Annotated in this window: 23 protein-coding genes and 1 tRNA gene; 12 read left to right on the top strand and 12 right to left on the bottom strand. The window is 64.6% G+C overall.

What is annotated here, in order from left to right:
- Positions 1–169: 169 nt before the first annotated feature.
- The 5 genes from KBX07_RS04260 to KBX07_RS04240 all read left to right on the top strand — a co-directional run bounded on the left by KBX07_RS04260 (position 170) and on the right by KBX07_RS04240 (position 2,390).
- The gene (locus KBX07_RS04260) at positions 170–631 is read left to right on the top strand and encodes a type II secretion system F family protein (RefSeq protein ID WP_256023147.1); all 462 of its coding nucleotides are present in this window, start codon (positions 170–172) and stop codon (positions 629–631) included.
- On the top strand, positions 628–1,305 hold the full coding sequence (locus tag KBX07_RS04255) for a type II secretion system F family protein (RefSeq protein ID WP_256023145.1): 678 nt from the start codon (positions 628–630) through the stop codon (positions 1,303–1,305). The genes KBX07_RS04260 and KBX07_RS04255 overlap by 4 nt, the downstream gene beginning before the upstream one ends.
- Before the next feature lie 161 nt (positions 1,306–1,466).
- Positions 1,467–1,718 carry a DUF4244 domain-containing protein gene (locus tag KBX07_RS04250; RefSeq protein WP_256018293.1) on the top strand — a complete coding sequence of 84 codons (252 nt, stop codon included), beginning with the start codon at positions 1,467–1,469 and terminating at the stop codon, positions 1,716–1,718.
- Positions 1,719–1,734: 16 nt separating this feature from the next.
- Positions 1,735–2,043 (top strand): hypothetical protein, encoded by a 309-nt coding sequence (locus KBX07_RS04245; RefSeq protein WP_255996235.1) that lies wholly within the window; start codon positions 1,735–1,737, stop codon positions 2,041–2,043.
- Positions 2,043–2,390: an Rv3654c family TadE-like protein gene (locus KBX07_RS04240; protein ID WP_256023143.1), complete on the top strand. Its 348-nt coding sequence runs from the start codon at positions 2,043–2,045 to the stop codon at positions 2,388–2,390. The genes KBX07_RS04245 and KBX07_RS04240 overlap by 1 nt, the downstream gene beginning before the upstream one ends.
- Positions 2,391–2,424: 34 nt before the next feature.
- On the opposite strand, the gene KBX07_RS04235 is transcribed toward KBX07_RS04240, so the two are convergent.
- Entirely contained in the window at positions 2,425–4,791 is a 2,367-nt protein-coding gene (locus KBX07_RS04235; protein WP_256023142.1) for a DEAD/DEAH box helicase, read from the bottom strand.
- A gap of 152 nt (positions 4,792–4,943) precedes the next feature.
- On the opposite strand from KBX07_RS04235, the gene KBX07_RS04230 reads away from it, so the two are divergent.
- Entirely contained in the window at positions 4,944–5,147 is a 204-nt protein-coding gene (locus tag KBX07_RS04230) for a cold-shock protein (RefSeq protein ID WP_256002147.1), read from the top strand.
- 62 nt (positions 5,148–5,209) lie between these two features.
- On the opposite strand, the gene KBX07_RS04225 is transcribed toward KBX07_RS04230, so the two are convergent.
- Entirely contained in the window at positions 5,210–5,845 is a 636-nt protein-coding gene (locus KBX07_RS04225; RefSeq protein WP_370687267.1) for a DedA family protein, read from the bottom strand.
- Between the two features lie 124 nt (positions 5,846–5,969).
- Between KBX07_RS04225 and topA the strand changes: the two genes are divergently transcribed.
- Positions 5,970–8,885, top strand: a complete 2,916-nt coding sequence (gene topA, locus KBX07_RS04220; RefSeq protein WP_256023140.1) for a type I DNA topoisomerase — start codon at positions 5,970–5,972, stop codon at positions 8,883–8,885.
- A gap of 55 nt (positions 8,886–8,940) precedes the next feature.
- Here topA and KBX07_RS04215 read toward each other — a convergent pair whose 3' ends face one another.
- Entirely contained in the window at positions 8,941–10,467 is a 1,527-nt protein-coding gene (locus KBX07_RS04215) for an adenylate/guanylate cyclase domain-containing protein (protein WP_256023138.1), read from the bottom strand.
- A 96-nt stretch (positions 10,468–10,563) separates the two neighbouring features.
- Between KBX07_RS04215 and KBX07_RS04210 the strand changes: the two genes are divergently transcribed.
- A complete protein-coding gene (locus KBX07_RS04210; RefSeq protein ID WP_256023137.1) occupies positions 10,564–11,775 on the top strand; it encodes a DNA polymerase III subunit delta' in 1,212 nt (403 codons plus the stop codon).
- An 83-nt stretch (positions 11,776–11,858) separates the two neighbouring features.
- A tRNA-Thr gene (locus KBX07_RS04205) sits at positions 11,859–11,934 on the top strand.
- 58 nt (positions 11,935–11,992) lie between these two features.
- On the opposite strand, the gene KBX07_RS04200 is transcribed toward KBX07_RS04205, so the two are convergent.
- Positions 11,993–12,493, bottom strand: coding sequence for a DUF4442 domain-containing protein (locus KBX07_RS04200; RefSeq protein ID WP_256023135.1), 501 nt, complete (start codon positions 12,491–12,493; stop codon positions 11,993–11,995).
- A gap of 62 nt (positions 12,494–12,555) precedes the next feature.
- On the bottom strand, positions 12,556–13,683 hold the full coding sequence (locus KBX07_RS04195) for an AMP-binding protein (RefSeq protein ID WP_255996021.1): 1,128 nt from the start codon (positions 13,681–13,683) through the stop codon (positions 12,556–12,558).
- A 574-nt stretch (positions 13,684–14,257) separates the two neighbouring features.
- On the opposite strand from KBX07_RS04195, the gene KBX07_RS04190 reads away from it, so the two are divergent.
- From KBX07_RS04190 to KBX07_RS04180, 3 genes are read left to right on the top strand one after another with little or no spacing between them, the layout of a single operon-like run.
- Positions 14,258–15,091, top strand: a complete 834-nt coding sequence (locus KBX07_RS04190; protein WP_256023133.1) for a GDSL-type esterase/lipase family protein — start codon at positions 14,258–14,260, stop codon at positions 15,089–15,091.
- A gap of 25 nt (positions 15,092–15,116) precedes the next feature.
- Positions 15,117–16,256 (top strand): S-(hydroxymethyl)mycothiol dehydrogenase, encoded by a 1,140-nt coding sequence (locus tag KBX07_RS04185; RefSeq protein WP_256023131.1) that lies wholly within the window; start codon positions 15,117–15,119, stop codon positions 16,254–16,256.
- 12 nt (positions 16,257–16,268) lie between these two features.
- Positions 16,269–16,889: an MBL fold metallo-hydrolase gene (locus KBX07_RS04180; protein ID WP_256023130.1), complete on the top strand. Its 621-nt coding sequence runs from the start codon at positions 16,269–16,271 to the stop codon at positions 16,887–16,889.
- A gap of 36 nt (positions 16,890–16,925) precedes the next feature.
- Here the strand turns inward: KBX07_RS04180 and KBX07_RS04175 are convergent, their stop codons facing one another.
- The 7 genes from KBX07_RS04175 to KBX07_RS04145 form a co-directional block, all read right to left on the bottom strand.
- Positions 16,926–17,843 carry a thioredoxin domain-containing protein gene (locus KBX07_RS04175; RefSeq protein WP_256023128.1) on the bottom strand — a complete coding sequence of 306 codons (918 nt, stop codon included), beginning with the start codon at positions 17,841–17,843 and terminating at the stop codon, positions 16,926–16,928.
- Between the two features lie 6 nt (positions 17,844–17,849).
- Positions 17,850–18,245: a DUF2304 domain-containing protein gene (locus tag KBX07_RS04170; protein WP_256002162.1), complete on the bottom strand. Its 396-nt coding sequence runs from the start codon at positions 18,243–18,245 to the stop codon at positions 17,850–17,852.
- Positions 18,242–18,952 carry a glycosyltransferase family 2 protein gene (locus KBX07_RS04165; protein WP_255996033.1) on the bottom strand — a complete coding sequence of 237 codons (711 nt, stop codon included), beginning with the start codon at positions 18,950–18,952 and terminating at the stop codon, positions 18,242–18,244. Before KBX07_RS04165 ends, KBX07_RS04170 begins: the two co-directional genes overlap by 4 nt.
- Positions 18,953–18,972: 20 nt before the next feature.
- The gene (locus KBX07_RS04160; protein WP_256023127.1) at positions 18,973–19,818 is read right to left on the bottom strand and encodes a glycosyltransferase; all 846 of its coding nucleotides are present in this window, start codon (positions 19,816–19,818) and stop codon (positions 18,973–18,975) included.
- A 6-nt stretch (positions 19,819–19,824) separates the two neighbouring features.
- The gene (gene rfbA, locus KBX07_RS04155) at positions 19,825–20,688 is read right to left on the bottom strand and encodes a glucose-1-phosphate thymidylyltransferase RfbA (RefSeq protein ID WP_256023125.1); all 864 of its coding nucleotides are present in this window, start codon (positions 20,686–20,688) and stop codon (positions 19,825–19,827) included.
- A 139-nt stretch (positions 20,689–20,827) separates the two neighbouring features.
- Positions 20,828–22,369, bottom strand: a complete 1,542-nt coding sequence (locus KBX07_RS04150; RefSeq protein ID WP_005287097.1) for an HNH endonuclease signature motif containing protein — start codon at positions 22,367–22,369, stop codon at positions 20,828–20,830.
- Between the two features lie 242 nt (positions 22,370–22,611).
- Entirely contained in the window at positions 22,612–23,961 is a 1,350-nt protein-coding gene (locus KBX07_RS04145; protein ID WP_256023123.1) for a sugar nucleotide-binding protein, read from the bottom strand.
- Positions 23,962–24,486: the final 525 nt, after the last annotated feature.

The following is a 24,486-nucleotide window of genomic DNA, read 5'->3' as shown; positions in this document are numbered from 1 at the left end:
CGGACCGGGCGACGCTGCTGCTCAGCGTGTGTGTCGCCGGGGCGACAGCCATCCACTCGGTGGTGGCGGCCCGCCGGCGCCGCGCCCACCACGACCGTGCCGTTGCCGCTGCCGGTTACCTCGGCCACTTGGTCGCAGCCTTACGCGCTGGATCGAGCGTAGCCGAGGCATGCGCCCGGGCCGCCGAGAGCAGACTGCCGACAACGCTCCAGCGGATCTTGCCAGCGAGTTGCGCCGCGTGGCCGCCCACACGAGAAGCGGCGGATCGGGTGCGGCGATCCTGGCGGCGTCACCCCTGCCTGAGCTGCGGGATGTCGGTGTCCTGTGGGGATTATCGGCCAAGCTGGGCATTCCCGTTGCGGACCTGCTCGGCAGCGCGCGGTCCCGCCTGGACAACGCTGTGCGGCACCGCAACGCCACTACGGCGGCGCTGGCGGGTCCTCGGGCAACTGCAGTGGTCCTGTCCGTGCTGCCGCTGGCGGGGATCCTCATGGGGCAAGCAATGGGTGCCCGTCCGGTGGCCTTACTCACCGGCGGAGGGCTCGGCGGCCTGTTGCTGCTGGTGGGAACAGCGCTCGTCTGCGCCGGGTTCGCTACGTCGCAGGCGATCATCGGGAGGGCGGCGGGATGAGTGCGTCGATAAGCACGGTGCTGGCGACAGCCTTCCTCGCCGGGGCACTTGCTCTGCCTGGGGTGGGACCAGCGGGCCGGATTGGTGAGTCCACCCGGGACCCGAAGGCCCCGCGCGACGGGCCCGGCAACACCAGTCGATGGGGGAAGCAGCAAAAGCGGTGGGACAAGCACCGCATCGCCAGCGACATTGAATTGTTCGCCGCCTGCTTCCGCGCGGGGTTACCGGCCGCCGCGGCAGCCGCCGCAGTGGCAGAAAGCTACCAACAGGGTGGCCAGGATGAAGCACGCAACGAGGGGGAAAACGTGGGGGACACGGGGGAATCGGGTCAGCTCACGCAGCTGGGGCAGCTCTGGCGCCGCGTTGTGGCCTACAGCGAACTCGGGATTGAACCCGAACGCGCATGGGCCGTCATGCACGGCGTCCCAGGATGCGAAGAGCTGGCGTCGACGGTCACGTTGTCGCACGCCTCAGGATCAGCGGTAGCCGATTCCTGCGACCGCATCGCCGAGTCCCTGCGCGCTGACGCAGCCGACGACGCAACGGCGGCCGCAGAACGCGCCGGAGTGCTCATCAGCATTCCGCTCGCCGCGTTCTTCCTCCCGGCGTTCTTCGTCCTCGGGCTCGCGCCCGTGGTCATCGGGTTGGGGTCAGACATGTTCGGGGGTGGATGAAAGACCAGAGAACGGAGATAACCAGCGCACAACCCAGGAACCAGAAAAACCAGCACGAACCAAGCAAACAACTCTCAAGACACACCGTCATCAGAAAAGGAGACACGATCATGACTGCAGCCATCATCAATCCCACCGAGAACAACATCCAGTCCGCGCCGATGGGCCTGCGTGGGGCCGTCGATAAGCTCAACGCCGCCACGCTGCGCGCCTACGCACGAGCATCCCAACGTGCAGCCTCAGGTGCCGCTGCCCTGCGCAACGAGCGCGGAATGTCCACCATCGAATACGCCATGGGCAGTCTCGCCGCAGCCGCTCTCGCCGCGGTGCTGTACATGGTGATCAACGGCGACGGGGTGGTCAGCGCGATCGAGGGCATCATCACCGACGCGCTGTCCAACACACCGAGTTAGGTAGAGGGTGGCGCTGATGAGAAAGGTGCTCGTCGCTGACCGCGGTTCCGTCACGATCGAGGCCGCGCTGTCGCTCGCCGTGTTGGTCACGGTGGCTGCGGCGATCGTGGCGGGGATCTCCACCATGGCCTCTTACATCACGGCTGTGGACGTCGCGGGTGCGGCGGCGCGCTCCCACGCCATCGGCATCACCTACACCCCGCCGCGGGACGGGATCAGCGTCACTGTCACCGAGGATGCCGAGGTCGTGCGCGTGACGGCGGAGGTCCCCGCGACTATCCGCCCGATGCGCGCTACCGCGGTGTATCCGGTGGAGTTCCGCTGATGCGCACGCTTATCGACGACCGCGGCCACGCCACCATCCTCTCCGCCTCCATCGTCGCTGCCGTGGTCAGCTTGGCAATGGTGGTGGCCAGCCTGGTCAGCCACACCGCCGGCACGCACCGGGCGCAGGTGGCGGCGGACCTCGCTGCCGTCGCCGGGGCAACTGCGCTCTACACGGGACATACCGCGTCGCAGGTGTGCTCCACTGCGGAGAAAACCGCGAGCTTGAACGACGCGGAGGTACGCACCTGCACGATCGACGGTGCGGACGTGATCGTCACCGCTGCCGTGCGCACGGCGGGTGGGGCGAGACATGCCGAAGCGACGGCGCGTGCCGGGCCGCTGTGACCGCGGTGCTGCCGGGCCACCGGTAGCCAGGGGCTCAGCGCACGCGGTCGCTCAACCCAGCTGTCATGGTGACCAGCGCGCCTAACAACTTCAGCGCGCCCGCTTTATCCAGCGGCTGGTTTCCGTTGCCGCACTTCGGCGATTGCACGCACGACGGGCAACCAGTAGCGCATCCGCAGGACTTCACGGCATCGTAGGTCGCGGCGATCCACTCGTGGAAGCGGGCGTAGCCCTCGTCGGCGAAGCCGGCGCCGCCAGGGTGGCCGTCGTACACGAACACGGTGGGCAGCATCGTGTCCGGGTGCAGGGCGGTGGATACGCCGCCGATGTCCCACCGGTCGCAGGTGGCCAGCAGAGGCAGCAGGCCGATCGCGGCGTGCTCTGCGGCGTGCAAGGTGCCGGGGACGTCGCCCGCGGCGATACCCAGCTCGTCGAGCACGACCGGGTCGATCGTGTAGGCCACCGCCCGTGTGACCAGGGTTTGCGGTGGGAAGTCGAGGGGGATGTGCTCGGAGGTGGTGCCGTCGGAAAGCTTGACGACGTACCCCGTCACCCGGTCCGTGACCTCCACATCCACGCTGGCCACCCACAACCCAGGCGAGGGGTTGACCTTGTCCACCGTGCCGATGACAGCGATGTCCGTGGTGGACCGCGCCATCGTGGAGTAGTCGGGCATCTCCGGGCGGGCGAGCGCGACGTAGCCCTCCAGGTCGAGCTCTTCAATGACGAAGAATTCGCCCTGGTGGACGTAGACAGCCCCGTCGTGCACCTGCGACATGGCGCGGGCGGAATCGACGGTGCCCAGCAGGCGGCCGTCGGTGACATCGACAATCATGACCTCTTCACCAGTGCCGCCGCGCAGGCTCACCGAGGCATGCGCCGACTCCGGCGTGATGGGTCCGTCCAACTGCGGCACGGCGAACCAGCCCTTGGCGCGGCGACGCAGGAAACCCTGCTCTTCCAGCTCGGCGACGGTGCGGGCGATGCTGTCGCTGGCTGCCACCTCATCGGGCGTGAGCGGCTTCTCGACGGCCGCGCAATACACATGCCCCCGCAGAATGAACGGGTTCCACGGGTTGAACACGCTATTCTCCACCGGCCGGTCCAACAAGGCCTCAGGGTGGTGGACCAGGTAGGTGTCCATCGGCTCGTCGCGGGCAACCATGACCACCAGGGACGACTGCCCGCGCCGGCCCGACCGGCCCGCCTGCTGCCGGAAGGAGGCCACGGTGCCGGGGAACCCCGCCATGACCACGGCGTCGAGCCCGCCGACGTCGATGCCGAGTTCCAGCGCGTTCGTCGTGGCCATGCCGAGCACGTCACCGTTGTCGAGATCCCGCTCCAACGCGCGACGGTCCTCAGCAAGGTACCCAGCGCGGTAGGAGGCGATCCGCTGGGCGAAGTCGGCCCGGCCGGCGGCAACCAAATCCTCAGCCGCGCGCATCGCCACGATCTCGGCAGCGCGCCGGGAGCGCACGAACGTCAGCGTGCGGGCACCGGCCCCGACCAGGTCCGCCATGATCGTGGCTGCTTCTGTGGTGGCGGCGCGGCGGACGGGGGCGCCGTTCTCGCCCTCGGCACCCTCGATGAAACCGGGCTCCCACAAGGCGAAGGTGCGTTCGCCGGTGGGGGCGCCATCCTCTGTCACAGCGGTCACATCGCGGCCGGTCAGACGGGACGCGTGGACGGCGGGGTCAGTGGCCGTTGCAGAAGCACACACGAACACTGGCCGCGACCCATAGGCCCGGGCGATTCGGTCTAGGCGACGCAGCACCAGCGCGACGTTGGCACCGAAAACGCCGCGGTAGGAGTGGCATTCGTCCACCACGACGTACCGCAGGTGGCGCAGCAGCCGGGCCCACTTCGGGTGGCCGGAGAGGATGCCGGCGTGCAGCATGTCGGGGTTGGTGAACACGAAGCGGGTGGTCTCCCGCACCACGGGACGAGCCTCGGTAGGTGTGTCTCCGTCGTAGGGTGCGGGGTTGATAGGGGCGGAACCAGCCCCACCCAACACCGGATGACCCTTAATGAGGGTATTCACCGCCATCAGCTGATCGGATCCCAGCGCCTTCGTCGGCGTCAGGTAGATCGCGCACGCGGTCGGATCCTCCGCCAGCGTCGTCAGCACCGGCAGTTGGTAACCCAAAGATTTGCCTGACGACGTCCCAGTAGCCACCACCACATCGCGGCCGTCCCACGCGAGTTGGGCGCATTCGGCCTGGTGGGAAAACGGGAGGGTGATGGAAGCGTCGATAAGCGTCGTGCGCAGCGCCTCATCTGTCCACTGCGGCCATTCAACATGGCGCGCGGGGCGTCCGGGGACGGTGCGCGCATGCGTGATGGTGCCCTGCGGGCATGCGCGAGTGAGCCCTTCGAGCAGCTCTTGGGCCATCACATCCATGCGGATCCCTCCAACGGTAATTAGGATACGGAAAACTTTTCGGCTCGCCCGGCGTGATTGGCCAAGTCATGGCACACTGGTCGGTGGTCGCAGATTGTGTGCGCCTTACCGGGTGCTCGCGAGCTCCAAGCATCTACGAAAGGTTAACCACAATGGCAACAGGAACTGTGAAATGGTTCAACGCCGAAAAGGGCTTCGGCTTCATCGCCCCTGATGACGGCTCTTCTGACGTCTTTGTCCACTACTCCGAGATCCAGGGCAGCGGCTTCCGCACCCTCGAAGAGAACCAGCAGGTCGAGTTCGAGATCGGCGAAGGCACCAAGGGTCCGCAGGCACAGCAGGTCCGCGCGCTTTAACGCTTGTCGACGGTCAAAAAACGGCGCCCCACTCGGGCGCCGTTTTTGCGTGTGCGGGCCTCTTAGATCACTGAGACACCGCGTCGGACATCGCGCCAGTCCAACAGATGCGACTGCAGCCGCTGAATGCCCAGGCCAACCAGCGAGCCGAGGATCACACCGACGATCATGGCCAGCAGCGGGAAGTCCGACAGGATCGTGCCGCCGAGGTACCCCACGCCAACGCCGATGAAGACCCACAGCACCACGCCGATGGTGTCGTACAAGAAGAACTTGAACCAGCTGAAGCGCACCGAGCCCAGCAGAATCGTGGCCACCCACCGCGCCCACGGGATGAACCGTGCCACGATGATGGTGACAGGACCGTGCTGGTTCATATTGTCCCGCACCCATTCGATGGCGCGGCCGGCGTTCGAGTCTGGGTCCAGGCGGTTGACAAAGTGGATCAGTTTCCCACCCAGCATGAAGCACAGGTTGTCGCCGATCAGCGCGCCGATCATGGCGGCCCCGATGACCCATTTGACGTCCGGCACACCCTGGGAGGCGGAGAAGGCGCCCGCCAAGTTGAGGACGGTTTCGCTGGGGACGAGCGGGCACAGAGCGTCGACAGTGATGAGCAGGCCTAGCAGCGGATAGAAGATAGGCATGGTCATCAACTGCTCCAAGAATTGGATCAGCGAATCGATCATCTCAGCCATGTCAGGAAAGTGTACTTCGCGTGGAACTTATTCAGGGAAGTTTTCATGATCAGTCACAAAGACCTTATATTCCGTGGTAGTTGTCATAGAGAATCAGCTCGAGAGGTTTAAGGAGTCACCCGGCGTGACGGATAACGGCAAAACACTGGTCATTGTGGAGTCACAGACCAAGGCGAAGAAGATCCAAAAATACTTGGGCGACAACTACTTCGTTGAAGCATCTGTGGGCCACATCCGCGACCTGCCCGGCCGCGCCGCTGACATTCCCGCCAAGTACAAGAAGGAAACGTGGGCCAAGCTCGGAGTGAACCCCGAGGACGGCTTCCAGCCGATCTACGTGGTCAGCCCCGACAAGAAGAAAAAGGTCACGGACCTCAAAGACAAGCTGAAGCGCTCCGACAAACTGTTGCTGGCAACAGACCCGGACCGTGAGGGTGAGGCCATTGCCTGGCACCTGCTCGAGGTGCTCAAGCCGAAGGTTCCAGTAGAGCGCATGGTGTTCAACGAGATCACCGAATCCGCCATCCGCGAGGCCGCAGAGAACACCCGCGAGCTGGACATGGACCTCGTCGACGCGCAGGAAACCCGCCGCATCCTCGACCGTCTCTACGGCTACGAGGTCTCGCCCGTGCTGTGGAAGAAGGTCATGCCGCGCCTGTCGGCGGGCCGTGTGCAGTCAGTGGCCACCCGCGTAATTGTCGAACGTGAACGCGAGCGCATGGCTTTCGTCTCCGCCGAATACTGGGACGTGACCGCCACCTTGAACGCGGGCAGCGGCGGGGCCGCCAACCCGGACGACTTCGACGCGAAACTGTCCACCATCAACGGGACGAAGATCGCCCAGGGTCGTGATTTCAATGACCGAGGTGGGTTGAAAAATGATGCGGTAGTTGTCGTCGATAAGCAGCGCGCGGAAACGCTCGCTGAAGGTTTGACCGGCCAAGACCTGACGGTTGCCAGCGTGGAGTCGAAGCCGTACTCCCGCCGGCCGTACGCCCCGTTCATGACGTCGACGCTGCAGCAGGCCGCGGGTGCGAAGCTGCACTTCACATCGGCGCGCACCATGCGCATCGCGCAGCGCCTGTACGAAAACGGTCACATCACGTATATGCGTACGGACTCCACATCGCTGTCGAAGCAGGGGCTCGATGCCGCACGCAACGCTGCTCGCGAGCTGTACGGGTCGAACTACGTGACCGATCAGCCGCGCCGCTACGACCGCAAAGTGAAGAACTCGCAGGAGGCGCACGAAGCGATCCGCCCCGCCGGCGAGCGCTTTGCCACTCCCGGTGAGCTCGCGAGCGCCCTCGACGCCGAGGAGTTCAAGCTGTACGAGCTGATCTGGCAGCGCACCGTCGCCTCCCAGATGGAAGACTCCCGCGGTACCACTATGACCGTCGTTGTCGCAGGTCACGCTGCCGACGGCACCGACGTCGAGCTGACCGCCTCCGGCCGCACGATCACCTTCCCCGGCTGGCTGCGCGCCTACTCCGACACGCAGGACAACAAGGAAAAGCACCTGCCGCAGCTGTCTGAAGGCGACGCGCTGACCGCCCGCGAGGTCACAGCTGACGGCCACTCCACCAACCCGCCGGCGCGCTACACAGAAGCGTCGCTGGTGAAGAAGATGGAGGACCTGGGCATCGGTCGCCCGTCGACGTACGCGTCCATCATCAAGACCATCCAGGACCGCGGTTACGTGGCTACCCGCGGCAACGCGCTGGTGCCCACCTGGGTCGCGTTCTCCGTGGTGGGGCTCATGGAGCAGAACTTCGACGCGCTCGTGGATTACGAGTTCACCTCCTCGATGGAGGACGAGCTCGACGAGATCGCCCAAGGCACCGAGAACCGCACCGAGTGGCTCACCGGCTTCTACTTCGGCGACGCCGAGGCCTCCGACACCACCGCCGAGGCTGTGGCGCGCCGCGGCGGCCTGAAGCACATCATCGAGGCCAACCTCGAGGCGATCGACGCCCGCAAGGTCAACTCCCTCGAGCTCTTCCGCGACGAGGAAGACCGTCCCGTCTACGTCCGCGTTGGCCGCTACGGGCCGTACTTGGAGCGCCAGGTCGGCGTGGGAAGCGACGGCGAGCCGGAGTTCCAGCGCGCCAACCTGCCCGAATCCACGACTCCGGACGAAGTCACCCAAGAGATGGCGGAAAAGCTCTTTGCCACCCCGCCGACCGGCCGCGAGCTGGGGCAGAACCCCGACACCGGCCGCATGATCGTGGCCAAGGAAGGCCGCTACGGCCCCTACGTCACCGAGCTTGTCCGTGATGACGAGCGTGCCACCGCCGAAGCCCACGCCCAAGAGGTCATCGCCGCCGAGCGCGCCGAGGAAGACGCCCAGCGCGCGGCCGAGGGCAAGCGCGCGAAGAACTGGGAGACGAAGACCGCGGAAGCAGCGCGAGTCAAGCGCACCGAGCAGCTTGTCGACGAGCAACTCAAACCCGCCACCGCCTCCCTGTTCTCCTCCATGGAACCGTCGACGGTGACGCTTGACGACGCTCTGAAGCTCCTCTCCCTGCCCCGCGAAGTCGGCGAGGACCCCTCCGACGGTGAGATGATCACCGCCCAGAACGGCCGTTATGGCCCGTACCTGAAGAAGGGCAACGACTCTCGCTCGCTGGCCAACGAGGACCAGATCTTCACCGTGACGCTGGATGAGGCCCGCCGCATCTACGCCGAACCGAAGCGCCGCGGCCGCGCCGCCGCTCAGCCGCCGCTGAAGGCGCTTGGCGACAACGACGTCTCCGGCAAGCCCATGACCGTCAAGGACGGCCGCTTCGGCCCCTACGTGACCGACGGGGAAACCAACGCCTCCCTCCAGCGCGGCGACACCCCCGAAGCCATGACGGACGCCCGCGCCAACGAACTGCTCTCGGCCCGGCGCGCCCGCGAAGCCGAGGACGCTGCCGGCGGCGGAGCGAAGAAAGCCACGAAGAAGAAGGCCTCCAAAAAGAAGGCCACCAAGAAGGCTGCGAAGAAGCCGAAGCAGACCACCAAGCGTGTGGTGAAGGCGGGCACGCGCAAGAAATAGCGCGGGGCTGGCGTGTGTAAGGCGCGGCCGCACCCTCGCCGAGTGCGAGGCGCGGCTAGGCGCTGTCCGCCATCGTCGCGCGCACCGGGCGGGCGAGCTGCGTCATCTTGTTGCGGCCGCGCAGCTCGATCGACTTCATCACGGTCCAGCGCGCCTGCTCGATCTCGTTGGCGCTTTTCAGCGTCGAGGCGTTGGTGAGCACGCGGCCCGGCGTGTCCTTGGCCACCTCGGTGAGACGGGCGGCGGTATTCACGGCGTCACCAATGACGGTGTATTCGAAGCGGTCCTGGCCGCCGATATGCCCGGCGACGACGTGGCCGCTCGCAACACCAATACCGGCTTCGAGCTCGAGGCCGCGCAGCTCATGGCGCAGCTCGCGAGCAGCCTGGAGGGCGTGGGAGGCCGAGTCTGTCACCGCCAGCGGCGCACCGAAGACAGCCAGGGCCGCGTCACCCTGGAATTTGTTGATCACGCCCTTGTTGCGGTGCACCACGTCCACGACGATCTCGAAGAAGGCGTTGAGGGCCTCCACGACCTCTTTAGGGGAGTGGTTGACGGCGAAGTTCGTCGAACCAATGACGTCGACGAACACGACGGCGACCTTGCGGTCCTCGCCACCGAGCTCCGGCTTCTCCTCGAGGGCCTTCTGGGCCACCTCGGAGCCGACGTACTGGCCGAAGATGTCGCGGACGCGCTCACGCTCGTTGAGCCCGCGCATCATTTCGTTGAAGCCGGCTTGCAGGACGCCGAGCTCGGAGCCGTCGTAAATAGGCACCTGCGTGTCCGTCTCACCGCGGCGCACTCGGTTGATCGCCTGCTGGAGCTCCTTGATCGGGTCGACGACGTTCATGACGGCGAACGCGGTGCCCGCCATGCCGGTGAAGATCGCGGTGCCCGCCAGGGCACTTACCGACGGCAACAGCTCACCGGGGGTGTCTTCGAAGAACCCGTAGTACTGGGCGGCCAACAGGAACAGAATGCCCAGCAGCGGCACGCCCGAAGTCATGAACCAGGTCATATACAGACGCTGCTTGATCGGAGGTTCCAGAGTGGAGTCCTCGTGTTGCCGCGCCAAGGTCGACGCCGCCACGGGGCGCACGAGGCGCTCCGCCTGAACGAAGGTGAGCACGCAGGTGACCAGGCCCGCCATGAGGGTGGAGATGGCGATGACGAGGGCTAAGGAGCCGTCGTAAAGCGCCGTGGCTGTGGTGGCAATGATGATGCCGAGGAGCCAAATCACCCCGACCACGAGTGTCTGCAGCACCGGAATCCGGAGTACAAGGCGGTAGACGCTGTGGGCGTCGAAATCGTCGGGGCGCCGCTCATACAGCAGGACCGGTCGAAACAGCATGTAGGAGACAATGCCGCCGAAGATCACGGCGATGACAAGATAAACGACCGCCAGCGGCCCAAAGACATTCGCAACATCCGCCAAATACTCCGTGCCCTGCATCGGAATGAGGTAACGGACGAAGAACATGATCGCGATCGCGCTGACCACGTTGGTGAACAGCAGCACGGAAGCATACAGAGGCCATGGTGTGCCCATGAGCCACTTCACGCCGCGCCAGATTCTTTCCACGTTCACCTACTCTACGTCGGGGGTAGGTGAAGAGTGGACAAGCCATCGCGGAGCGGGCCCAGGGTGGTGTTCGGGAGGGGTTGTAGGCTGGTGAGCGTGAGTGAGCTGAGCGTTCCGGAGAGGCTGGCGGGGACCCCGTCGGTCCGTGCGACCATCCTCGGCGCCGCGGCGGCTGCACGCGGGGTGCCCGGCGCTGACCCGCACGCGATGACGCACTCCTGGTTGTTCACTGGCCCGCCGGGGGCAGGACGATCGACAGCGGCTGTGGCGTTCGCAGCGGCGCTCGTGTGCGAATCGCCCGCGGACGCACTCGGTTGCGGACACTGCCAAGCCTGCCGGGACGTCTTCGCCGGCGCCCACACGGACGTGGTGCACATCGTGCCGGAGGGCATGACCATCAGCATCGACATGGTGCGCGACACGATCATTCCTGCAGCGACACGCTTACCGACGGTCGCGAACTGGCGCGTCATCATCATCGAAGACGCCGACCGCTTCTCCCGTGAGGCCCCCGAGGCCATCCTGAAGACGGTGGAGGAGCCGCCGGAAACCACCGTCATCATCATGTGCGCCCCGTCCACCGACCCGCAGGATTTCTCCGTGACCCTGCGGTCGCGCTGCCGCCACCTGTACGTGCCCGCCCCGTCCGTCGACGAGATCGTGCGCATCCTGGTTTCTGAAGAAGGCGCAGCGGAGTCCGACGCGCGGCTGGCCGCCGTCACGTCACTGCGGCACATCGGCCGGGCGCGCCGCCTGGTCAACTCGGATGCGTCGCAGAAGCGCCGGGCGGCCGCTATCAACATCGCCGAACTCGTCTTGCACGGCGACCAGGCCTTCCAAGGTGTGGCGGCGTTGGTGAAGTCCGCAGACGCGGAAGCCAAGGACGCGTATGCCTCGTCCGACGAGGAGGAGCGCAAGCGGCTCGAAAACGCCCTCGGCATGGGTGCGAAAGGCAAAGGCGCGGCGAAGGCGCTGCGCGGCACGGCGTCCTCGCTCAAAGAGCTCGAAGCTGCGCAAAAGGCGCGCGGTACCCGTCGCCTGCGCGACGTGCTCGACCTCACCCTGGTGGACCTCGCCGGGATCTACCGCGACGCGATGATCACCAGCAGCGGGGGAGGAGTGCCCCTGGTGCACCCCGACTTCGAAGGGCTGTCCACAGAGATTGCCAACCACGCCGACCTGGCGGGCATCACGGAGTGCCTCGACGCCGTGGCCGAATGCCGCGCGCGCCTGCACCAGAACGTCATGCCCGTCATCGCCTTCAACGGCATGCTCGGCCGCATCCGCATCGCGTGCGGAGTGAGCTAAAGTCCCCACACCGCCGCTGAACTGCAGTTTTGTGCGGGGGTGCGCGTCGATTATGCTATCGGTTCGGACCTTTAAAAGTCCCCGCCGCCTTAGCTCAGTCGGCAGAGCATCTCACTCGTAATGAGAAGGTCGCGAGTTCGATTCTCGCAGGCGGCTCCAACAAACCCCAGCTAGATCACAATGTCTAGCTGGGGTCTCAGTGTTTGTAGCGCTGGTCTTAGTCGGCCTTATCCGAGGAGGTTGCCTCGGCTGCGGCTGCGTCCTTCTTCTGGTTCAGGCGGTAGTACACCTGGCGGCGCACGTGCGCGACCACGTCGCCTTCCTCATCGGTGATGTCCACTTCGAACCAGTGGAGGTACTTGTCGCCGCCGGCCGTTTTCTCTTTGATCAACGCGTAGGTTTCCTCGGGGATGCGCATGTCGGCAGTGATCTTGCCGCGGCCGGGTTTGAGGAATCTGATCTCTCCGCCGGTGTCCCAGATTTTGTAGTCCTTGCCCAGGCGGTGCATGGAGGCGAGCATGTAGAACGGGTCCGTCATTGCGGACATGGTGCCGCCGAAGGCCACGCCCATCGCGTTCTTGGTCAGCATGTTGGGCTTGTGGGAGACAATGACCTGGGTGCCGTCGTCGGTGAATTCTTCGATTTTGATGCCGGCGCCGAGCAGCGGCGGCCAGAATCGCATGAAGTGCTTGAGTTGGCGGGCAGAAAAGTGGGCCATGACGAAAGCTCCGTTCGTAACCGTAATGAGCGGGCTGGAAACGGAGCTAACTATACGCGCGCTTAATCGTCGCGGCGGGACTCCGGCAGGAAGCGCGCCACGACCTTGCCCGTCGGGTTGCGGGGCAGAGAGTCGACGAAGTTCACGTCACGGGGGATGGAGTGGTGGGCGAGCTTGTCGCGCACCCAGTCGCGGACGGCGTCGGCGGTCAGGGAGCGGCCGTGGTCATCGTCGGAACGCACGACCCACACGGCGACGCGCTTGAAGGTTTCTTCGTCGTCGACGCCGCCGGCGTACACGTCGGCGACACCCGGCATCGGCTCGAGGGTCTCCGTCACCGACTGCGGGTGGACGTTCTCGCCGCCAATGATGATCATGTCGTCGTTGCGGCCCAAGACGTGGAGGCGGCCTTTCTCATCGAAGTATCCGCGGTCGCCCATCTCGATGAGCTTGCCGATCATCACGATCGGCGTGTTCGGGTTGGAGTACCTCTTCAGGGCAGTCTCGTTGTTGAGGAAGATGCGGCCCGGTTGGCCTTGGGGGACTTCGTTGCCGTCGTCGTCGAAAAGCTTGACTACGCTTCCTGGCACCACTCGCCCCGCCGCTGTCGGGTGCTCCGCGACCTCCTCGGCGGTGGCCACGGCGGTCAGCGACAGTTCAGTCGAGCCGTAGATGTTGGCCAGAATCGGGCCGAAACGTTTGTGCACGCGCTGGACCACATCGGGCGTCAGCGCGTTGCCGGAGGAGGCGATCCACTTCAGGGAGGACGTGTCATAGTCGTCGCTGTTCGGCAAGTCGAGCATCTGTTTGTAGAAGATCGGGGATGAAATCAGCCCGTCGACCTTGAAGTCCTGGATTTGCTGCATCGTTTTCGCCGGGTCGAACTCGCGCTTCGTGACAATCGTCGAACGCGACCCCAGCGCCACGTTGAGTGTCGACCAGCCCCACGTGTGGAACACCGACGCCGATTGCAGCACCGTCTGGTTCGAATACCACGGCACCGCCGACAACAAGCCGGTGAGAACATAAGGGACCTTCGGCTCGTTGCGCAGGATCCCCTTCGGGATGCCGGTCGTGCCAGACGACATGAGCACCAGGTCGCCTTGTTTGGGGATCAAAGGCAGGCGCGGCAGTTTCTCGTTGCTGACCAGCAGCTTATCGACGCTCGTAGCTCCCGAAACAGTAGCCACTGGGCGACTTTGCGGGATCCGTTGCGGAGATCGCGGTAGGACAGGACCCCTGAGTCGTCGATAAGCGCGTTGCGGTGCGGACAGCAGCGCGCACCCTGTTCTACCTCGCGGGCGGTTGTGATGCCCCAGCGTGGGATGTCGCCGAAACCGCGGATCAAGACCCCTGGGCCGCCCCTTGAAGCCGACAATGCCGCGACGGACGATCAGCGAGGCAAGATCCAAGAACGCTCCGACCTGCTGGATTGGGGTGTAGCTGACTCGGTTGGACATCCGGGGTTCCCTTCTGCAGGCTAGGACAAGCGTGCGTAAGCTACTGGCAGCGAATTCTCACTTGATTAGGCTATCGCTTTTGTAGGAACAAGTGTTTCGCTAGGCTTCTTCTTAGATCTGGGACTGCCGGGTCATCTATAGTGGCGGTGCAAAAGATCCAATTGTGATAGAAGTGACAGGCAGTGGCAAGCGTTTGCAAGGCTAGGACGTAACATCTTCCCTCCCGGAACCGACCTCACTCCTGTGGGCCTCATCAGGGGTCTTTCCGATGAACAACTCACTACCAGCAGAAAGTCGACGAACAATGCTTAACCGTACCCGTCAAGCTGTGACTGCATTCATCGCCGCCGTCCTCGTGGGCGCGGGAATCATGGCTGCCCCTAACGCCAACGCGCAGCAGGGCAACATGGTGATCTTCGGCGACTCCGTGATCGCCGACGCTCACTCCATCGAGTACCTGGGTGCCCGGATGGGCCTGCACCCCAACGGCTCTTCCAACCCGGGCCGGTGGTGCCCGACCTCCGACCAGAACTTCGGCAAGATCGCTGCGCGCAAGCTCGGCCTGCAGCCGCGCGACTTTTCCTGCCCCGGTGCCGTGAGTATCTCCCCGGGCCCGAACATCACCGCCCAGATCGACCGCGCCGTGCGTGAGCGCGGCCTCGACGGCAACACGCGCCGCGTCGTCCTCCAGGTGGGCTTCAACGACACCTACAACCATATGGGCGAAGACCCGATGCAGGTCCGTCGCAAGTACGTCGACTTCATGCGCCCGCAGGTGGACAAGATCCGCCGCGCCGCGCCGAACGCCAAGATCCAGTTCATTGGCTACCCCACGATCACCGGCGGCGACCGCGTCTGCCTGTTCCACCTTGGGCCGAACATGTACGACGCGACCCCGATGCCGATGATCCGCGACTTTGAAAACCTCGCCCAGTGGATGAACGTTGACCTGGCCCGCGCCACCGGCACCCAGTTCGTCGACCTCAAGCCGGGCACCGCCAAGAACGGCATGTGCGCCCGCGACGGGGACCGCGAGTTCGCTGGTCTCATCGACTTCTACGCCGGCCCAGGCAACGCTCCGATTCACTCGACCCACCAGGGCCACCGCCACATGGGCGAAATCGTCGCGGCAAGCTAAGCGCAAAGATCGCTAGGCTCGGGCCATGACTTCTACAGACCCCCAAGCTGACGAACAAAACGAACAGAGCCAGCAGACCGTCAAGGGCGTCATCGCCCGTGAGAAAGGCGCCGAGGTCGAGATCGCAGACATTGTGATCCCCGCCCCCGGCGCCCACGACGTTGTGGTGCAAGTGCAGGCCACCGGTGTCTGCCACACCGACCTGGCTTACCGCGACGGCGACATCGAAGACGCCTACCCCTTCCTTCTCGGCCACGAGACCGCGGGTGTCGTCGAAACCGTCGGTGAGGCCGTCACCCACGTCGAGCCGGGTGACTTCGTCGTCCTCAACTGGCGCGCCGTCTGCGGCGAGTGCCGCGCATGCCGCAAGGGCGACACCAAGAACTGCTTCAACACATTCAACGCGTCTAGGCCCATGACGCTTGCCGACGGCACCGAGCTCACCGCCGCCCTCGGCATCGGCTCCTTTGCCGAAAAGACCCTTGTCCACGAAAAGCAGTGCACCAAAGTGAACCCGGACGAAGATCCGGCGGCTGCAGGCCTCCTCGGATGCGGCATCATGGCCGGTCTCGGCGCAGCAGTGAACACCGGTGAGATCCAGCAAGGCGAATCCGTCGCCGTGTTCGGACTCGGTGGCGTGGGCCTGGCGGCCGTGGCGGGCGCGGCCCTGGCGGGGGCGACGACGATCGTGGCGGTGGACGTCGATAAGCGCAAATGCGACGCTGCGACCGAGCGCTTCGGCGCAACGCACGCGATCTGCTCCGAAGGCATGGATGAAGACGCCGTGATCGAGAAAGTCCGAGAGCTCACCGGCGGCTTCGGCCCCGACGTGACCATCGATGCGGTGGGTATCCAGCCGACGTGGCGCCAAGCCTTCTACTCCCGCGACCTTGCTGGCCGCATGGTCATGGTCGGTGTGCCCAACCAAACCGACCACGTGGACATCCCCGCAATCGACTTGTATTCGCGGGGCGGCTCCATCAAGCCCGCCTGGTACGGCGACTGCCTGCCCGAGCGCGACTTCCCGGCATACGTCGACCTGCACCTCAACGGCCGCTTCCCGCTCGGCGAATTCGTCTCCGAGCGCATCGGACTGGACGACGTCGAGGATGCATTCACCAAGATGAAGCAGGGCGACGTGCTGCGCTCTGTGGTCGAGTTTTAAGGAGTAGCCCCCATGAAGATTGAAAACGTAGTCACCTCCGGCCTGTTCAAGCTCGACGGCGGCGAATGGGAGGTGGACAACAACGTCTGGATCGTCGGCGACGACAGTGAAGTCTACATCATCGACGCGGCCCACGACGCTGAAACCATCGCCGCCGCCGTGGGAGACCGCAAGGTCAAAGGCATCATTGCCACGCACGGCCACAACGACCACGTCGACGCCGCGCCGCTGCTGAGCAAGCTTGTCGACGCCCCCGTCTACCTCCACCCCGGCGACGACATGCTCTGGTACGACGCCAACCCGGAGGAGAAATTCCTCGAGCTGGAAGACGGCACGGTGTTCTCTGTGGCGGGCACCGACTTGCACGTCATGTCCACCCCCGGCCACTCTCCGGGATCCATCGTGCTCTACCTACCTGAGGCCGGCGAGCTGTTCTCCGGCGATACCCTGTTCCAGGGCGGGCCGGGCGCAACGGGACGCAGCTTCTCGTCCTTCGACACCATCATCGAGTCGCTGCAGAAGTCCGTTCTGGATCTTCCGCCGGAGACGGTGGTGCGTACCGGCCATGGCGACGCCACCACGGTGGGGGAGGAGGCCCCGCACCTAGAGGAATGGATCCGTAGGGGCTACTAGCCCCTACGGCACTCTCCGCACTGCCAGGGTCGCCGGCTAGTTCTTGTCGGCGACCTTCTTCAGCTCACCGTTGATCACGTAACGGAACTCCTGCACCGGCAGCGCCCCGCCGATGAACTCCGTGTTCACCACAAAGCCGGGCGTGCCGGTGATCCCCAATTCCTGGGCGTACTCAAGTGACTTCTCAAGTGCTTCGTCGTATTTGTCGCTCTCCGCGTCCTCGCGGAACTTCGCCAAGTCCGGCACCCCGGCCGTGCCGGCGAAACGGACGTAGTCGTCGATGGTGAAGCCTGGGTGGCCGCCGCGCTCGGCAGCCTCCGCCATGTATGCCTTCTTGTATTCGGTGAACATGCCCTGCTCAGCGGCGGCGCGGCCCGCCTTGGCGGCCGCCACAGAATTCGGACCCTGGGTCGGCATGTCATTCCACTCGATACGGACCAGTCCAGCATCGACGTACTCGTCGATCAGCTCCTGCTCCGTCTCAGCCGCATGGCGGATGCAGTACGGGCACTCCCAGTCGGTGAACTCCGCGATGACGACCGGGGCGTCGAGAGCGCCCTGAGACATGGGATCCGCTGGGTCGCGGCGAGCCGTGTTCGCGATCTCCTCGGGGGACGTCACCGGGGAGCCCGGGCCGTGAATCGTGGCGTCGTAGTAGCCGTTGTCCTGCTTCTTCGCCGGGCTGAAGTCCGTGCCCGGCTCGACGTTATCGGGAACTTCCTTGACTTGGGGCTCCTCGGCCTCGCCGGAACCGTCGCCCGCAGCGCCTGCGCCGCCAGAGCCATCGGCACCGATCTGCTCGGCAATTTGATCCACAGCATTCTGCTGGCCTTCGCGCTCACCAATGATGTAGCCGCCGACACCGGACCCCACGGCCAGCACCAACGTGAACGCCCACATCAGGGGCGGGATCTTCGTAGTGGACTTCTCGGACTCGTCCTTACTAGAGCTCATGAAGCTTTAGTCTAGACCGTCACGGGAGTTACCTGGGGGAGGGGTTTGGGAGGGGTTGGTTGGGGCGTCGATAAGCATGGGCGGCACCGCGTTCTGGAGAGCGACCGCGCGTGCGAGCCGTGCGTACCGCAGCTCCTGCTCGCGGAACCGCACCCACGTGGACATCGTGGTGAAGAAAAACGCGATGATCATGACATACAGCATCAAGTCCGTGCCGCGGTCCACCCCGAGCCAATTGGCCAGGATGGTCACATCGTCAGGGCGCAGAATGGCCCACACGGCCGCGATTGCCAGCAGCGCGAACCCGACTTTCACCCATGCCTTCGCGAACGCCTTCTTGCGCTGAGTGAAGAAGTACACCGCGAGCACCACCGCCGCGATGAGCAGAATGAATTGGATCATGGCAGCCTCCTGGCCACAAGCCCGTCAGCAAGAATGTTCACACCGTTGACCAGCGATTGGCCCTTCGACATCGAGTATTCCGTGTACAGAATGTCCACCGGCTCCTCCGCGACGCGCCACTTGCGCTCATCCATCATCGCGACGATCTCGGACGCGTGCGACATCCCGTTCATCCGGATGTTCATCTCCGCCGCCACCTTCGCGTTGAAGGCCCGCAGCCCGTTGTGCGCGTCGCTCAACCCCAGCTTGCGGGTCCGCGGCGACAAGAACACCACCGTCTTCAACACGATGCGCTTGATCAGCGGCACCTGCGAATTCTCCTGGTCGCCCGCAAATCGCGTGCCGACGATGATATCCACCGGCTCCGACCGCAACCGGCCCACCATACGCTCCACGTCTTTGACCTGGTGCTGGCCGTCAGCGTCAAAGGTGACAAAGAAGCGCGCGCCGGGCTGGGCTCTGGCGTACTCGACCCCAGTCTGAATCGCTGCACCCTGCCCGAGATTGACCGGGTGATTCACCAAGTGCGCGCCGGCCGCGTGGATCTGCACTGCCGAATCATCGGCCGAGCCATCATTGACCGCTACGATATTGGGAAACGTCTGCAGCGCATTCGCCAAAACCTGGTTGATCACAGGGCCCTCGTTGTAACACGGCACGATCAGCCACGTGTCTGCGAACTCGTTGCGCAAAGGATTGAGGGCCATGACCGACAGACTAGTCGCGCTTACCGTCCGCGGTGGAACAGGACCGCATAAACCCTTTTCATAGTGCTCAACGGCAGTGCGCGGTAGAGGTTCCGCACCGCTAGATTGACGGCGGCGCGGGGGCGGGAGATCAGGCCGTACTGAACAAGTTTGGCCTGCAGTTCGCGTTCAGCCTTCCGCGTTTCCGCGGTCGTGCGGCGCTTCAACTGGGCGTCATTCACCCGGAAGTACGTCAGCGGCTCCGGCAGATTGTGGAGTTTCTCACCCGCCGCGATGAGGCGAGCCCAGAGGTCGTAATCCTCCATGTTGTGCATCGGCTGGTAGCCGCCGACGCGTCGGACCGCCTCGGTGCGCATGAGCACGGACGGATGGTTCATCGGGGAGTTAATGCGGGCGTAGCGGGCGATCTCCTCGTGGGTCTCCGGCAGACGCCGGATCCCGCCAGTGGTTGACGGGCCCGGGCGCTCGCCGTCGAACTCCTGCATCGCGGTGCCCAGAACCGCCACCTCCGGGTGCTCGCGCATGAACGCCAGTTGCTTCTCCAGGCGCTCCGGGAACGCGGCGTCGTCGGAGTCCAACCGTGCGACGAATTCCGTATCGATGTGCTTGAAGCCCTCTGCCAACGCGACGCCGAGTCCGCTGTTGCGCTCCAGCGCTACCGTGTCCACCGCGGCCGTCGCGGACAGCAAGTCCTCCACCTCGTGGGGCACCGGGCCGTCCTTGACCACCAGGATCCGCTCCGCCGGCCGCGTCTGGGCCGCGAGACTATCCAGCGTCAGCGCGAGCTCGTCGGCGGTGGTGTTGCGGTACACCGACATCAAGACCGTGACCGCGCCGGGCTGTTCATTGGGTTGTTCATGGGTCATGTCGGATCACTCCCGCGCCGCATCGAGCAAGTACTGGCCGTAGCCCGACTTCAACATCGGCTGAGCAAGACTTTCCAGCGCGGCCGCGTCGATGAAGCCCTGGCGGTAGGCCGCGACCTCCGGCGACCCGATGACGGTGCCGGTGCGCTTCTGAATCACTTCTACGTATGCGCTCGCTTCACTCATCGAGTCGATCGTGCCGGTGTCCAACCACACGTCGCCGCGGTGGAGGCGGTGCACCTTGAGCGCGCCCTTTTGCAGGTACGCATCGTTGACGCTGGTGATTTCCAGCTCTCCGCGCTCGCTCGGCTCGATCGTTTTCGCGATCCGGACCACGTCATTGTCGTAGAAGTACAGGCCGACCACGGCGTAGTTGGACTGCGGCTGGGCAGGCTTTTCCTCAATGGCGGTCGCGGTGCCGTGCTCGTCGAAGCTCACCACGCCGTAGCGTTCCGGGTCGGACACCTCATACGCGAAGATCGCTCCGCCGGCCGGGTCGAACGCGTCGCCCATCAGCCGCGTCAATTCGGCCCCTTCAAAGATGTTGTCGCCCAGGACCAGAGCCACCGAGTCGTCCCCGATGAAGTCCTCACCGATGATGAACGCCTGCGCCAGCCCGTCCGGGGAGGGTTGGACGGCGTAGTCGATCATGAGGCCCCAGGCGGAGCCGTCGCCAAGCAAACGCTCGAATGCGCCCCGGTCTTCCGGCGTGGTGATCACCAAGATCTCGCGAATACCTGCGCTGATCAGCGTGGACAGCGGGTAGTAGATCATCGGCTTGTCGTAAATGGGCATGAGCTGTTTCGAGATGCCCTTCGTGATCGGGTACAACCGTGTGCCCGATCCGCCCGCGAGGATGATGCCCTTCATAGAGGTGGAGTCTAGTGCGCGCCCGCGCAACCGCACGCGCATCGCCGTGCTTATCGACGCCCACGCGTGCCAGCCCGCAGACAAACCGGCAGCATTTCTGCGCTTCGGCGGCCTGCGGGCAGGGGAGAATAGGTGGCGATTAAGCTACGGGGAAGAGCACCGGGTCAGGAGGGCCTCCGGGGGTTGATCCCGGTGGCGGGTGGTGCCCTTTTGGTCGGTTGCGGAGTTTGTGGCCGATGCTTTCGTGGGCGTCGACGGTTTCGTTGAATCTCATCGGCCCGCCGTCTGCGGGGATCACCCCCACCCGGCCGGTTTCGGGGTCGCGGTCGACGTAACCCTTGTTACCTCTGCCATCTCTGCGGTCGTTGTTGCACATGTGGTGTTCGCGGCACAGGGCGATGAGGTTCTCGATGTCTGTCAGCCCGCCGTCGAAGAAGGACTCCATGTGGTGGATGTCTAGCTCGCTCATCGGGCGGTCGCACCCGTGCCAGGCGCATACTCCCTGCATGGCCAGCAGTGCGATGCGCTGGTGGACACTTGCCAGGCGGGTGCGCCCCAGCGAGAGGGGGACGCCGGTGACCGAGTCGAGCTGAGCGATGAAGTCGGTGCCTGTGAACCCGAGGCGGAGCATGTCGTACGCGGTCAGGCTGATCCCAGTGTTGGTCATGAACTTAGTGGTGTGGTCGGCGTTGTTCAGGTCATCGAGGGTCATGCCGACGACGACAGTGCCGATACCGCCCTGCGAGCCAGCCTTGGTTCCGGAGAAGTTGGTCACGATGTGCATGAATTGGTCGAAGCGCCGCTGCGACATCGTGCGCGTGTCTTTTGGCTCCTGCTCGGAAGAGCCCGATTTGTCGCCTATTCCGCCGCGCCCGAGGTCCAGCGCCGCCTTGAGCACCGCGGCTTCGCCGGCCGGAAGATCGATGGTGACCCGGCACATGCCTGCGCTGTCGGGCTTGCCCATGATGAGTTTCCGCGCATCAAAGTCCGATTGCGGCTTGTCCGGGCTGTTCTTCCGGCCGGCAGCGTTGGCGTTGTCCACGAGCCGGCGGACAAATTTGCGCAGGTCTTCTGGGCTGCGCCTGTTAGCCTCGTCGAGAGCTTTGGCGAGAATGACCGGGCGCCCCGGAACCGCGTCGTCGCGAAGATTCATCAGCTCGCGGTTGATGATGTCTTGCTTTTCCTTCGCCGCCTTCAGCGCAGCCTCTTTCGCCCGGCGCTTCGCCTCACGCTCTTCTTCCGCTTTCCGACGAGCCTCTTCCGCAGCTGCCGCTACCGCCGCAGCTGCTTCGTCCGCGTCGGGGGAGTCAGGGTCGATGCCGGCGAAGAGGAACTCGTCGTCGGGGGTGGTGTCCTCGACTGGGGCGAAGAGGTCCTCTCCTCGGCGTAGGCGCCCCATGGCCTCTGCCTGGGATAGACCGAGAACATCGCGCAGATACGCGGCAGGCTGGTTCGCGCCGACAATTCGGCCAGCTCCGTCACGGTCACACAGGTAGGCAAACGCAGCGTCGGCATATGCCTTCTGGCCTGAGAGGATCTCTTCGAGGCGCTCCATGTCGGTGCGGACAGCATCGAAGGCTAAAGCGTGGGGGTCAGCGAAGATGCGCGAAATGTCAGCCATTGCTTCTGCGATGGCATCCACGGCATCCGCCAAGGAATCTGCGCCAACTCGTTCGGTCATCTTCGCCACCCCCTTTTTTGTATGGTGCTTGGTCTTTGCCACATAACTTACAACCTCGCGTGGACAACCGAGCCACGAAAAACGCACGTATGTTCGATAAGGTGATTTGAAATCTTCGGATCTCCCCGAAATCCTATGGTGAACGACCTAAGACTGTTCCAACGGCAAGGTGAATTCGAACAGCGAAAAGGCTCCTCAAGCGCCCTACTGATCGTTAGTGCACGCGTTCTAAAGAGCTGGCCCTACCCCAGGTACATCGCCAGGGCCGCGCGCCAGTTCGTCGGCTTGAATCCGGTCGCCTCAATCTTGTCCAGTGCCAGCGTGGACTCGGCCGGCCGGGGCGCCTCGGGCCCGAAGGCCTCTTGGTATTGCGCGGTCGTGACCGGCTGGACGGAGGAAGGGTCGCCGCCGCAGGCGATGAAGACGGCCATGGCGATCTCGTCACGGGAGGCGGTGTCGCCGCCGGAGGTGATGTTGTACACGCCGTACTCGGCGCCTGAATCAAGCAGGTGCACGATGCCTCGTGCCAAGTCTTCGGCCCACGTCGGTCGCCCGCGCTGATCACTGACCACCTGCGGGCTGGCGTCTTCGCGTGCGAGCCGCGCCATGGTCGTCATGAAGTTACCCCCGTCGCCGAACACCCAGGACGTCCGCACTAGGTAGTGCCGGGGGCAGGCGGCGGTAGCGGCCTCACCCGCGGCTTTGGAGGCGCCGTACACGGACAGCGGGCTGGGTGCCTCGTCCTCGGTATGCACCCCCACAGTCCCGTCGAAGACGTAGTCCGTGGACACGTTCACCAGTGTCAAGCCGTAGCGCCCCGCAATCTGCGCGAGCTTCGCTGGACCCAGCGCGTTGACGGCCCAGGCCCCGTTTCGGCCGTCACCTTCTGCGCCGTTGACGTCGTTGAACGCCGCTGCGTTGATGATCGCGGAGTATTGTGTCCAATCCCGAGCGGGCATCAACGTCGAGACATCAGAAGTCAGATCGAACTCGTCGTGGCCCACGAAATCCCCGTGGGGCAGCAACGGGCGCAACGCGCGGCCCAACTGCCCGTTCGCTCCGGTCACTAACACTCGGCGAGGGGGGACGGGGGAGGCGTCGGCAAGCATCGGATGCTCGAGATCCTTCGCTGAAACTTCAGTGGGCTCGAGCGGCCACTCGATCTCGCGGTAGGAGCAGAACGCGTATTGCGCGTGTGGGCTCCAGCGCGCGTTGCACAGGTAAATGTACGTCGTAGCGTCCTCGAGCGCTTGGAAGCCGTTGGCCACGCCGCGCGGCACAAAGACCGCGGTGTCCGGCCCGATTTCGCACCCGTACTTCGCGCCGTACGTCGGCGAGCCTTCGCGCAGGTCAACCCACGCGCCGTAGACGCGCCCCGTGGCCACCGAGACGTACTTGTCCCACGGTTCCGCATGCATTCCGCGCGTCGCCCCGCGCTGCGCGTTGAAGCTGACGTTGTTCTGCTCCACACGCATCGCGGGGTCGCCGGCCCAATTTTCCTTGAACCATCCGCGGTTGTCACCGTGGACAGTCAAGGTGCGGACTTCAAGTCCCTCGATGGGCACGCTTATCGACGCCTCCAGCTCAGCCATACGCTCATCCTACGGCCACAGAAAGCTATTGCCCTCGCGACGCGTACTCATTCTCGACGGCGTCTTTCGTCTCCCGCCACCACTCTTCGTTGCTGCGGTACTACTCGGTCGTGGTGGCGAGGCCTTCGCGCATGTCGGTGTAGTGGGGCTACCAGGCGAGCTCGTCGTCGGCTGCGTCATCGGCGCCTCCCACGTCGGCGTAGAGGCACTCTTGGTCGGTTGTTCCTCAGGCTTCGGTAGAGGCTTCGGATTTGCCGGGTTGCGACGGGTGTCGCCTCCGCGGGGCACCGGCAGGGGGGCTGGAGACCGGCAACGTTCTTAAGTTCGGAACGTTTTCCTAGTAGGTGGGGGTCAGTTAATGGAATGTATCCACGGCGGATTGGGCGCGAGAGTGAACGTACATGAATCATGTCAACTCTTGGACGGCGGTCTGCGCTCGGCCGAGGTTCGAAGAGCAGAATCTCTAACCCCTGTAATGACAGTTAAAGTGCCATGAGCATGCCTGAAGAGCCACCGTCGACAATC

Origin of the sequence: Corynebacterium sp. CCUG 70398, assembly GCF_024454055.1 — a bacterium.
In the GTDB taxonomy this organism is placed as follows: Bacteria; Actinomycetota; Actinomycetes; order Mycobacteriales; family Mycobacteriaceae; genus Corynebacterium; species Corynebacterium genitalium.
Note: the sequence above shows the minus strand (reverse complement) of the source record. Positions and strands in the feature narration are given on the sequence as shown.

Coding starts and splice junctions, on each gene's coding strand:
- KBX07_RS04175 (WP_256023128.1), bottom strand. CDS start 17,843: ATGAGCTCTAGTAAGGACGAGTCCGAGAAGTCCACTACGAAGATCCCG.
- KBX07_RS04250 (WP_256018293.1), top strand. CDS start 1,467: ATGGGCCTGCGTGGGGCCGTCGATAAGCTCAACGCCGCCACGCTGCGC.
- KBX07_RS04235 (WP_256023142.1), bottom strand. CDS start 4,791: ATGGATGTGATGGCCCAAGAGCTGCTCGAAGGGCTCACTCGCGCATGC.
- KBX07_RS04240 (WP_256023143.1), top strand. CDS start 2,043: ATGCGCACGCTTATCGACGACCGCGGCCACGCCACCATCCTCTCCGCC.
- KBX07_RS04260 (WP_256023147.1), top strand. CDS start 170: ATGCGCCCGGGCCGCCGAGAGCAGACTGCCGACAACGCTCCAGCGGAT.
- KBX07_RS04200 (WP_256023135.1), bottom strand. CDS start 12,493: ATGGCCCACTTTTCTGCCCGCCAACTCAAGCACTTCATGCGATTCTGG.
- KBX07_RS04245 (WP_255996235.1), top strand. CDS start 1,735: ATGAGAAAGGTGCTCGTCGCTGACCGCGGTTCCGTCACGATCGAGGCC.
- KBX07_RS04230 (WP_256002147.1), top strand. CDS start 4,944: ATGGCAACAGGAACTGTGAAATGGTTCAACGCCGAAAAGGGCTTCGGC.
- KBX07_RS04170 (WP_256002162.1), bottom strand. CDS start 18,245: ATGATCCAATTCATTCTGCTCATCGCGGCGGTGGTGCTCGCGGTGTAC.
- KBX07_RS04150 (WP_005287097.1), bottom strand. CDS start 22,369: ATGACCGAACGAGTTGGCGCAGATTCCTTGGCGGATGCCGTGGATGCC.
- KBX07_RS04160 (WP_256023127.1), bottom strand. CDS start 19,818: ATGACCCATGAACAACCCAATGAACAGCCCGGCGCGGTCACGGTCTTG.
- rfbA (WP_256023125.1), bottom strand. CDS start 20,688: ATGAAGGGCATCATCCTCGCGGGCGGATCGGGCACACGGTTGTACCCG.
- KBX07_RS04145 (WP_256023123.1), bottom strand. CDS start 23,961: ATGGCTGAGCTGGAGGCGTCGATAAGCGTGCCCATCGAGGGACTTGAA.
- KBX07_RS04185 (WP_256023131.1), top strand. CDS start 15,117: ATGACTTCTACAGACCCCCAAGCTGACGAACAAAACGAACAGAGCCAG.
- KBX07_RS04165 (WP_255996033.1), bottom strand. CDS start 18,952: ATGGCCCTCAATCCTTTGCGCAACGAGTTCGCAGACACGTGGCTGATC.
- KBX07_RS04190 (WP_256023133.1), top strand. CDS start 14,258: ATGCTTAACCGTACCCGTCAAGCTGTGACTGCATTCATCGCCGCCGTC.
- KBX07_RS04255 (WP_256023145.1), top strand. CDS start 628: ATGAGTGCGTCGATAAGCACGGTGCTGGCGACAGCCTTCCTCGCCGGG.
- KBX07_RS04180 (WP_256023130.1), top strand. CDS start 16,269: ATGAAGATTGAAAACGTAGTCACCTCCGGCCTGTTCAAGCTCGACGGC.
- KBX07_RS04225 (WP_370687267.1), bottom strand. CDS start 5,845: ATGGCTGAGATGATCGATTCGCTGATCCAATTCTTGGAGCAGTTGATG.